Origin of the sequence: Pseudomonas plecoglossicida NBRC 103162 = DSM 15088 (assembly GCF_000730665.1) — a bacterium.
GTDB classification, from domain to species: Bacteria; Pseudomonadota; Gammaproteobacteria; order Pseudomonadales; family Pseudomonadaceae; genus Aquipseudomonas; species Aquipseudomonas plecoglossicida.
The window spans coordinates 99,808-109,902 of sequence record NZ_BBIV01000016.1 but is presented as its reverse complement, the minus strand read 5'-3'; the positions used below and the strand labels follow the sequence as shown (position 1 = coordinate 109,902).

Here is a 10,095-nt window from a genome sequence, read left to right as displayed (position 1 = left end):
CGCTCGATCTCACCAACGACAAAACCTTACAGCGAACACCCTGCCATCACACCGCCAAAAAAAAGGGTGGCCCGAAGGCCACCCTTTTTTACCGATCAAACAGAACTCAGTTCTGCTTGGCCATTGCTTCGCGCAGCAGCGCAGCCATGGTGGTGTCGGCAGCCGCTTCCGGAGCGTTTTTCAGGCTCTGGATGGCTTCGCGCTCTTCAGCGTCGTCTTTCGATTTGATCGACAGGCTGATAACGCGGGACTTGCGGTCAACGCTGATGATCTTGGCTTCGATCTCTTCGCCTTCCTTCAGGACGTTACGCGCGTCTTCAACGCGGTCACGGCTGATTTCGGAAGCTTTCAGAGTAGCTTCGATGTCGTCGGCCAGGGTGACGATGGCGCCTTTGGCGTCAACTTCTTTCACGATGCCCTTGACAATAGCGCCCTTGTCGTTGACAGCAACGAAGTTGGAGAACGGATCGTCTTCCAGCTGCTTGATGCCCAGGGAGATGCGCTCGCGCTCTGGATCAACCGACAGGATGACGGTTTCCAGCTCGTCGCCCTTCTTGAAGCGACGCACGGCTTCTTCGCCGGTTTCGTTCCAGGAGATGTCGGACAGGTGAACCAGACCGTCGATGCCGCCGTCCAGACCGATGAAGATACCGAAGTCGGTGATCGACTTGATGGTACCGGTGATCTTGTCACCCTTGTTGAACTGGCCGGAGAAGTCTTCCCATGGGTTGGACTTGCACTGCTTGATGCCCAGGGAGATACGACGACGCTCTTCGTCGATGTCCAGAACCATGACTTCCACTTCGTCGCCAACCTGAACGACTTTCGACGGGTGGATGTTCTTGTTGGTCCAGTCCATTTCGGAAACGTGTACCAGACCTTCAACGCCTTCTTCCAGCTCAGCGAAGCAGCCGTAGTCGGTCAGGTTGGTAACGCGAGCCTGTACGCGAGTACCTTCTGGGTAACGCGAAGTGATAGCTACCCACGGATCTTCGCCCATCTGCTTCAGACCCAGCGAAACGCGGTTGCGCTCACGGTCGAACTTCAGAACGCGAACGTCGACTTCGTCACCAACGTTGACGATTTCCGACGGGTGCTTGATGCGTTTCCAGGCCATGTCGGTGATGTGCAGCAGGCCGTCGATGCCGCCCAGGTCCACGAAGGCGCCGTAGTCGGTGAGGTTCTTGACGATACCTTTGACCTGTTGGCCTTCCTGCAGGGTTTCCAGCAGGGCTTCGCGCTCGGCGCTGTTCTCGGCTTCCAGCACGCTGCGACGGGAAACGACAACGTTGTTGCGCTTCTGGTCCAGCTTGATGACCTTGAATTCCAGCTCTTTGCCTTCCAGGTGGGTGGTGTCGCGCACAGGGCGGACATCAACCAGGGAGCCCGGCAGGAACGCACGGATGCCGTTAACGTCGACAGTGAAGCCGCCCTTAACCTTACCGTTGATAACGCCCTTGACCACTTCTTCGGCGGCGAAAGCTGCTTCCAGAACAATCCAGCACTCGGCGCGCTTGGCTTTTTCACGGGACAGTTTGGTTTCGCCAAAGCCGTCTTCGACCGCGTCCAGCGCAACGTGAACTTCGTCACCGACCTTGATGGTCAGCTCGCCAGCTTCGTTGTAGAACTGCTCGAGCGGGATGACGCCCTCGGACTTCAGGCCAGCGTGTACGGTAACCCAGTCGCCGTCGATGTCGACAACGATACCGGAGATGATCGCACCCGGCTGAAGATTGAGGGTTTTCAGGCTTTCTTCAAAGAGTTCTGCAAAGCTTTCGCTCATTTTAATTCCTGTAGATTCGGGCGAAACAGACGCCCATAGCCACATTCCAGACAATGTGGGTTTCGTTAAGTAAAGGAAAGCAGGCAGGACGTTGACTGGTGCCCCTGCCGGCTCTCCTGGCGATCAGACCAAGTCGCGCTGGGCGAGCTCGCTTCTGATACGTTGCAACACCTGATCGATGGACAACTCGGTAGAGTCCAGCTGAATGGCATCGGCCGCTGGTTTGAGCGGGGCCACTGAACGCTGGGTGTCACGCTCATCGCGTGCACGAATCTCATCTAGCAGACTCGACAGACTAACATCTTCACCCTTGCCCTTCAACTGCAGGTAGCGGCGACGAGCCCGCTCCTCGGCACTGGCGGTGAGGAAGACCTTCAACGGCGCATCCGGGAACACCACGGTGCCCATGTCGCGACCGTCGGCGATCAGCCCTGGCGCCTCGCGGAAGGCGCGTTGGCGCTGCAAAAGCGCTTCGCGAACCGCCGGCAAGGACGCGACCATCGATGCACCGGCACCGACCGTCTCGGTGCGGATGACATTGCTGACATCCTCACCTTCAAGAATGATCTGTTGAAGCTTACCCGGCTCGGCAGCGATGAACTGCACATCCAGATGGGCGGCCAAGGCCTTGAGCAGCTCTTCGTTGGTCAGGTCGACACCGTGGTTGCTGGCGTTGAACGCCAGCAGCCGGTACAGCGCGCCGGAGTCCAGCAGCCTCCAGCCCAGCTCGCGGGCCAGCAGACCTGCGACCGTGCCCTTGCCCGAGCCGCTCGGCCCGTCGATGGTGATGACCGGTGCTTGCGAATTCACGACTTGCCCTCTTCGGCGACGCGGATGCCGACTTCGGCGCACAGCTTGAGGAAGTTCGGGAACGAGGTGGCGACATTGGCGCAGTCATGGATGCGAATCGGCGCACTGGCACGCAGCGAGGCCACGCTGAAGGCCATGGCGATGCGATGGTCACCATGACCATGCACTTCGCCGCCACCCAGCTGACCGCCGTCGATGATGATGCCATCCGGGGTCGGCTCGCACTTCACGCCCAGGGTGATCAGGCCATCGGCCATGACCTGGATGCGGTCCGACTCCTTCACCCGCAGCTCTTCGGCACCGCGCAGCACGGTACGCCCTTCGGCGCAGGCAGCGGCCACGAACAGCACCGGGAATTCGTCGATGGCCAGCGGCACCAGCTCTTCAGGAATGTCGATACCCTTGAGTCGTGCACCGCGCACGCGCAGGTCGGCCACCGGCTCGCCGCCGACTTCACGCTGGTTCTCCAGGGTGATGTCGCCGCCCATCAGCCGCAGAATGTCGATCACACCGGTGCGGGTCGGGTTGATGCCGACGTGCTCGAGCACAAGCTCCGAGCCTTCGGCGATCGAGGCGGCCACCAGGAAGAACGCTGCGGAGGAAATGTCCGCCGGCACTTCGATGCGGGTCGCGGTCAGTTTGCCACCGGCCTGCAGGGAAGCGACCGGGCCATTGGTTTCGACCGAGTAGCCGAAGCCACGCAGCATGCGCTCGGTGTGATCCCGGGTTGGCGCAGGCTCGGTGACGGTGGTCTTGCCTTCGGCGTACAGGCCGGCCAGCAGCAGGCAGGATTTGACCTGGGCACTGGCCATCGGCAGCGTGTAGGTCAATGCCTTGAGCTTGTGGCCACCACGAATGGTCAGCGGTGGACGCCCTTCAGGGCCGGTCTCGACCACCGCACCCATTTCGCGCAGCGGGTTGGCCACACGGTTCATCGGGCGCTTGGACAGCGAGGCGTCACCGGTCATGGTCACGTCGAACGGCTGGCCGGCCAGCAGGCCCGACAGCAGACGCATGGAGGTACCGGAGTTACCCACGTAGATCGGACCGGGTGGCGGCTTGAGGCCGTGCAGGCCGACGCCATGAATGGTCACACGGCCATGGTTCGGGCCCTCGATGACCACCCCCATGTCACGAAACGCCTGCAGGGTCGCCAGGGCGTCCTCACCCTCGAGGAAGCCTTCGACTTCGGTCGTGCCTTCGGCCAGCGAGCCGAGCATGATCGAACGGTGGGAAATCGACTTGTCGCCCGGTACGCGGATTCGCCCGGACAGGCGGCCACCCGGTTGGGCCAGGAAAATCAGATCGTTGGCGTTCATAGCGTCCACATAGGCCCGGCGGGCCAGGATTTTACTGAAATGCTCGCGGGCAACGCGTGCGCGGGTGAATACCCCCAGCAGCTGATGCCCGTCCCCAGCATCGACCGCGTCGCGCAGGGCGTCGAGGTCGCTGCGAAATGTATCAAGGGTGCGCAGGACTGCCTCGCGGTTGGCGAGGAAGATGTCGTGCCACATGATCGGATCGCTACCGGCGATTCTCGTGAAATCGCGGAAACCTCCCGCAGCGTACCGGAAGATTTCGAGGTTTTCATTGCGTTTGGCCAGCGAGTCGACCAGGCCGAAGGCCAGCAGGTGCGGCAGGTGGCTGGTGGCGGCCAGCACTTCGTCGTGGCGCTCCACCAGCATGTGCTCGACGTCGGCGCCCAAGGCGCGCCACAGGCGGTCGACCAGGGCCAGGGCAGCCGGGTCGGTTTCCGTCAGCGGCGTGAGGATGACCTTGTGGCGGCGGAACAGGGTGGCATTGGAGGCTTCTACCCCGCTCTGCTCGGAGCCGGCAATCGGGTGGCCGGGAACGAAGCGCGCCAAGCGCTCGCCGAAGACGGCACGCGCCTCGCGCACGACGTTGCCCTTGGCGCTGCCGACGTCGGTGATCACCGCGTTGCCCAGGTCGAGCCGGGCCAGGTGGTCCAGGACTTTCTCCATGGCCAGGATCGGCACGGCAAGCTGGATGACATCGGCACCGACGCAGGCAGCAGCCAGGTCTTCTTCGCAGCGATCGACCACGCCCAGGGCCACCGCCTGCTTGCGCGAAGGCGCGTCCAGGTCGACGCCGACCACTTCTCGGCACAGACCGCTTTCGCGAAGGCCCTTGGCGAAGGAGCCGCCGATCAGGCCGAGGCCGACCACCACCAGGCGACCGATGATTGGTGCGGGTTTGGTGTTTGCTGCATTTACCACTGGTGCGAACCCTGTTCAGAAATCTTCACGGACTGTGAGACCGCATGGGGCTGCGTCGCAGCCCATTGCCGGCGATGGGCCGCACGGCGACCCCGACAGCCTTGAATCAAAGCACCGCCTTCGGATACGACCCCAGCACCTTCAGCGCCACGGCCTCCTGGCTGATCTGCTCCAGCACGGCCTTGATCAGCGGGTCGCGGTGGTGGCCGACGAAGTCGATGAAGAACACGTAGGTCCATTTGCCACTGCGCGACGGGCGCGTCTCGATGCGAGTCAGGTCGATACCGTTCTCATGGAACGGCACCAGCAGTTCATGCAAGGCGCCCGGCTTGTTGCTCATCGAAACGATGATCGAGGTCTTGTCGTCGCCGGTCGGCGGCACCTCCTGGCTGCCAATCATCAGGAAGCGCGTGGAGTTGTCCGGACGGTCTTCGATCTTCTCGGCCAGGCGGGTCAGGCCATACAGGTTGGCGGCCATGTCACCGGCGATCGCCGCCGAGTTCCATTCGCCCTTGACCCGCTTGGCGGCCTCGGCATTGCTCGACACCGCCACCCGCTCGACATTCGGGTAATGCGCATCCAGCCACTTGCGGCACTGGGCCAAGGACTGTGCGTGGGAGTAGATGCGGGTGATGCTGTCGGTCTTGGTGTTCTCGCCCACCAGCAGGTGGTGGTGGATGCGAAGCTCCACTTCACCGCAGATCACCATGTCGTGCTCGAGGAAGCTGTCCAGGGTGTGGCTGACCGCGCCCTCGGTGGAGTTTTCCACCGGCACCACGCCGAAGTTGACGGCACCGGCCGCCACTTCGCGGAACACTTCGTCGATGGCCGCCATCGGGCGGCTGACCACGGCATGGCCGAAGTGCTTCATCGCCGCGGCCTGGGTGAAGGTGCCTTCGGGGCCGAGGTAGGCGATCTTCAGCGGCTCTTCCAGGGCCAGGCAGGACGACATGATTTCGCGGAACAACCGCGCCATCTCTTCGTTGTCCAGCGGCCCCTTGTTGCCCTCCATGACGCGCTTGAGCACCGCCGCTTCACGCTCGGGGCGATAGAACACCGGCTTCTCGCCTTCGGCCAGCGTGGCGGTCTTGACCTTGGCCACTTCCTGGGCGCAGCGGGCACGCTCGCTGATCAGCTCGAGGATCTTTTCGTCGAGACTGTCGATGCGTACACGCAGCGCCTTGAGTTCCTGATCGGACATCAGCCGTGCTCCTTCTCGAATTCGGCCATGTAGGCCACCAGGGCGTCCACCGCCTCGAGGCCCAGGGCGTTGTAGATGGAAGCGCGCATGCCGCCCACCGAACGGTGGCCCTTGAGGTTGAGCAGGCCACGGGCATCGGCGCCGGCCAGGAATGCCTTGTCCAGACGCTCGTCAGCCAGGCGGAACGGCACGTTCATCCACGAACGGGCGTTGTGGCTGATCGGGTTGGTGTAGAACTCGCTGGCGTCGATGAAGCCATACAGGCGGTCTTTCTTGGCGCGGTTGCGCTGTTCCATGGCCTCGACACCACCCTGCTCCTTGAGCCACTCGAAGACCAGGCCGGAGAGGTACCAGGAATAGGTCGCCGGGGTGTTGTACATCGAGCCGTTGTCGGCCGCGACCTTGTAGTCGAGCATGGTCGGGCAGCTGCTGCGGGCACGGCCCAGCAGGTCTTCGCGGACGATCACCACCACCAGGCCGCTCGGGCCGATGTTCTTTTGCGCGCCAGCATAGATCATGCCGTATTGGGACACATCGATCGGACGGGAAAGGATGTCGGACGACATGTCGACCACCAGCGGAACGTCACCGGTCTCGGGCACCCAGTCGAACTGCAGGCCACCGATGGTCTCGTTGGACGCATAGTGAACGTAAGCGGCGTTCTGGGTCAGCTTCCACTCGTTCTGGCCCGGAATGGCCAGGTAATCGTAGGGCTTGGCGCTGGCGGCTACGTTGACGTTGCCGAAGCGGCGAGCTTCCTCGATGGCCTTCTTCGACCAGATACCGGTTTCGATATAGTCGGCGGTGCCGTCTTCCGGCAGCAGGTTCAGCGGGATCTCGGCGAACTGCTGGCTCGCGCCGCCCTGCAGGAACAGCACCTTGTAGTTGGAGGGGACGGACAGCAGGTCACGCAGGTCCTGCTCGGCCTTTTCGGCGATGGCCACGTAGTCGTCGCTGCGATGGCTCATTTCCATCACCGACAAGCCCTTGCCACGCCAGTCCAGCATTTCGGCCTGGGCACGCTGCAGGACAGCTTCCGGAAGCGCGGCAGGGCCTGCGCAGAAGTTAAAGGCTCGTTTGCTCACATCCACTCTCGCTCTGCCAAATAGAACAAAATCGTAATTCGATGTCGACCAGCTAAAACCGGGGCGCCTGCCAGGGGCCTGGCTTTATCAGTCAAACGGGGCGACCTTGGTCGCCCCGCTCGGGTTGTTGCGCTTGCTTACTCTTGCGGTGCCTCTTCGGCGCCGGCGTTCTCATCGCTCGCCGCATCGGCCTCGACGCCTTCCGCGTCCCCCTCGACCAGTTCATCGAGTTCGTCCTCGGACGGTTCCTGGATACGCTCAAGGCCCACCAGTGTTTCGTCGTTGGCCAGCTTGATCAGCGTCACGCCCTGAGTATTGCGACCCAGGCTGGAGACCTCGCCAACCCGCGTGCGCACCAGGGTGCCCTGGTCGGAGATGAGCATGATCTCTTCCCCTTCCTGCACCTGGATGGCGCCGATCAGCAACCCGTTGCGACCCTTGGTGCCCATGGCGATGACGCCCTGGCCACCACGCCCGCGACGCGGGAACTTGGAGAGCGGCGTGCGTTTGCCGAAGCCACGCTCGGAAGCGGTGAGGATCTGCGCGCCAGACTCGGGAATCAGCATGGAGATGATGCGCTGACCCTTGCCCAGCTTCATGCCACGCACGCCACGGGCGGTACGGCCCATTTCGCGGACCACGCTTTCGGCGAAACGGATCACCTTGCCGGCGTCGGAGAACATCATGACTTCCTTGGCACCATCGGTGATGGCCGCGGCAATCAGGGTGTCGCCTTCCTTGAGCTTCAGGGCGATCAGGCCGTTGGAACGCGGACGGGCGAACTGCACCAGCGGCGTCTTCTTGACGGTACCGGAAGCGGTGGCCATGAAGATGTACGCGCCGGTCGGCTCGGCCACCCACTCGAGGGTGTCGCCGTCTTCTTCGTCGACTTCTTCGACCTCTACCACTTCACCTTCGATCACGCCCTCGTCGCCGTCTTCCAGCTCTTCATCCGGATCGGCGCTCTGCTGCAGGGCCTCGAGGTCGATCTGCAGCATGGCGGTGATGCGCTCACCCTCCTCCAGCGGCAGCAGGTTGACCAGCGGGCGGCCACGCGCGGCGCGGGAAGCCTCGGGAATCTCGTAGGTCTTCTTCCAGTACACCTTGCCCTTGCTGGAGAACAGCAACAGGGTGGCGTGGCTGTTGGCGACCAGCAGGTGTTCGATGTAGTCCTCGTCCTTCACGCCGGTCGCCGACTTGCCTTTACCGCCACGGCGCTGGGCCTGGTAGGCGGACAAAGGCTGGGTCTTGGCATAGCCACCGTGGGAGATGGTCACCACACGCTCTTCTTCCGGGATCATGTCGCCGTAGTTGAGGTCGTGGCTGGCGTTGAGAATCTCGGTGCGGCGGGCATCGCCGTATTCGGCACGGATCGCTTCGAGCTCTTCGCGGATCACTTCCATCAGGCGCTCGGCGCTGCTGAGGATGCGGATCAGTTCGCCGATCTGCTCGAGAATCTCCTGGTACTCGGCCAGCAGCTTTTCGTGCTCCAGGCCGGTCAGGCGGTGCAGGCGCAGGTCGAGGATCGCTTGGGCCTGTTCCGGCGACAGGTAATACTTGCCATCGCGCAGGCCGAATTGCTCGGGCAGGTCTTCAGGGCGGCAGGAATCGGCGCCGGCGCGCTCGACCATGACCTGCACGGCACTGGACTCCCAGGCAGTGGAAATCAGCGCTTCCTTGGCTTCCGACGGCGTCGGCGAGGCCTTGATCAGGGCGATGACCGGGTCGATGTTGGACAGCGCAACCGCCTGGCCTTCAAGGATGTGGCCGCGCTCGCGGGCCTTGCGCAGCTCGAACACGGTACGGCGGGTCACCACTTCGCGACGGTGACGGACGAACGCTTCGAGCAGGTCCTTGAGGTTGAGCAGGCGCGGGCGACCATCGATCAGTGCCACGACGTTGATGCCGAACACGCTCTGCAGCTGGGTCTGCTGGTAGAGGTTGTTGAGCACCACCTCCGGCACCTCGCCGCGACGCAGCTCGATGACGATGCGCATGCCGTCCTTGTCGGACTCGTCGCGCAGCTCGGTGATGCCTTCGATCTTCTTCTCTTTGACCAGCTCGGCGATCTTCTCGATCAGGCGCGCCTTGTTCAGCTGGTACGGCAGCTCGGTGACGACGATCTGCTGGCGACCACCGACCTTGTCGATGTCCTCGACCTCGGAACGCGCACGCATGTAGATGCGGCCACGACCGGTGCGATACGCCTCGATGATGCCCTGGCGGCCATTGATGATGCCGGCAGTCGGGAAGTCAGGGCCGGGGATGAACTGCATCAGTTCATCGATGGTGACTTCCGGGTTGTCGATCAGCGCCAGGCAGCCGTCGATGACCTCGCCGAGGTTGTGCGGCGGGATGTTGGTCGCCATGCCCACGGCGATACCGCTGGAGCCGTTGACCAGCAGGTTGGGGATACGGGTCGGCATGACCGCCGGAATCTGCTCGGTGCCATCGTAGTTGGGCACCCAGTCGACGGTTTCCTTGTGCAGGTCGGCCAGCAGCTCGTGGGCCAGCTTGGCCATGCGCACTTCGGTGTATCGCATGGCCGCGGCGTTGTCGCCGTCGACCGAACCGAAGTTGCCCTGGCCGTCGACCAGCAGGTAGCGCAGCGAGAACGGCTGGGCCATACGCACGATCGTGTCGTAGACCGCAGTGTCGCCGTGCGGGTGGTACTTACCGATCACGTCACCGACCACACGGGCGGATTTCTTGTACGGCTTGTTCCAGTCGTTGCCCAGTTCGCTCATCGCATAGAGAACGCGACGATGCACGGGCTTCAAGCCGTCACGCGCATCGGGCAGCGCTCGCCCGACAATCACGCTCATCGCGTAGTCGAGGTAAGACTGTCTCAGTTCGTCTTCGATATTGACCGGGAGGATTTCTTTGGCCAGTTCGCCCATGAGAAGCCTGATTCCTTTTTCTGGTGAAACTTCGCAGCTCCATCAAGGGCCGAACGAAGCTCGCCGCCGCAGCGCTTAG

Annotated in this window: 6 protein-coding genes; all 6 read right to left on the bottom strand. The window is 62.7% G+C overall.

Annotated features, from left to right (window positions below; genetic code table 11):
• Window positions 1-106 precede the first annotated feature (106 nt).
• The 6 genes from rpsA to gyrA all read right to left on the bottom strand — a co-directional run bounded on the left by rpsA (window position 107) and on the right by gyrA (window position 10,016).
• The gene (gene rpsA / locus PPL01S_RS11840; protein WP_008095150.1) at window positions 107-1,783 is read right to left on the bottom strand and encodes a 30S ribosomal protein S1; all 1,677 of its coding nucleotides are present in this window, start codon (window positions 1,781-1,783) and stop codon (window positions 107-109) included.
• A 123-nt stretch (window positions 1,784-1,906) separates the two neighbouring features.
• A complete protein-coding gene (cmk, locus tag PPL01S_RS11835; protein WP_016391191.1) occupies window positions 1,907-2,593 on the bottom strand; it encodes a (d)CMP kinase in 687 nt (228 codons plus the stop codon).
• Window positions 2,590-4,830, bottom strand: coding sequence for a bifunctional prephenate dehydrogenase/3-phosphoshikimate 1-carboxyvinyltransferase (locus PPL01S_RS11830; RefSeq protein ID WP_028626003.1), 2,241 nt, complete (start codon window positions 4,828-4,830; stop codon window positions 2,590-2,592). Before PPL01S_RS11830 ends, cmk begins: the two co-directional genes overlap by 4 nt.
• A gap of 106 nt (window positions 4,831-4,936) precedes the next feature.
• A complete protein-coding gene (pheA, locus tag PPL01S_RS11825; protein WP_016391193.1) occupies window positions 4,937-6,031 on the bottom strand; it encodes a prephenate dehydratase in 1,095 nt (364 codons plus the stop codon).
• Window positions 6,031-7,116, bottom strand: coding sequence for a 3-phosphoserine/phosphohydroxythreonine transaminase (serC, locus tag PPL01S_RS11820; protein ID WP_016391194.1), 1,086 nt, complete (start codon window positions 7,114-7,116; stop codon window positions 6,031-6,033). The genes pheA and serC overlap by 1 nt, the downstream gene beginning before the upstream one ends.
• A 137-nt stretch (window positions 7,117-7,253) precedes the next feature.
• Entirely contained in the window at window positions 7,254-10,016 is a 2,763-nt protein-coding gene (gyrA, locus tag PPL01S_RS11815; RefSeq protein WP_016391195.1) for a DNA gyrase subunit A, read from the bottom strand.
• Window positions 10,017-10,095: the final 79 nt, after the last annotated feature.

Excerpts from the sequence above, each read along its gene's own strand:
- rpsA (WP_008095150.1), bottom strand. The coding sequence starts at position 1,783 with ATGAGCGAAAGCTTTGCAGAACTCTTTGAAGAAAGCCTGAAAACCCTC.
- pheA (WP_016391193.1), bottom strand. The coding sequence starts at position 6,031 with ATGTCCGATCAGGAACTCAAGGCGCTGCGTGTACGCATCGACAGTCTC.
- gyrA (WP_016391195.1), bottom strand. The coding sequence starts at position 10,016 with ATGGGCGAACTGGCCAAAGAAATCCTCCCGGTCAATATCGAAGACGAA.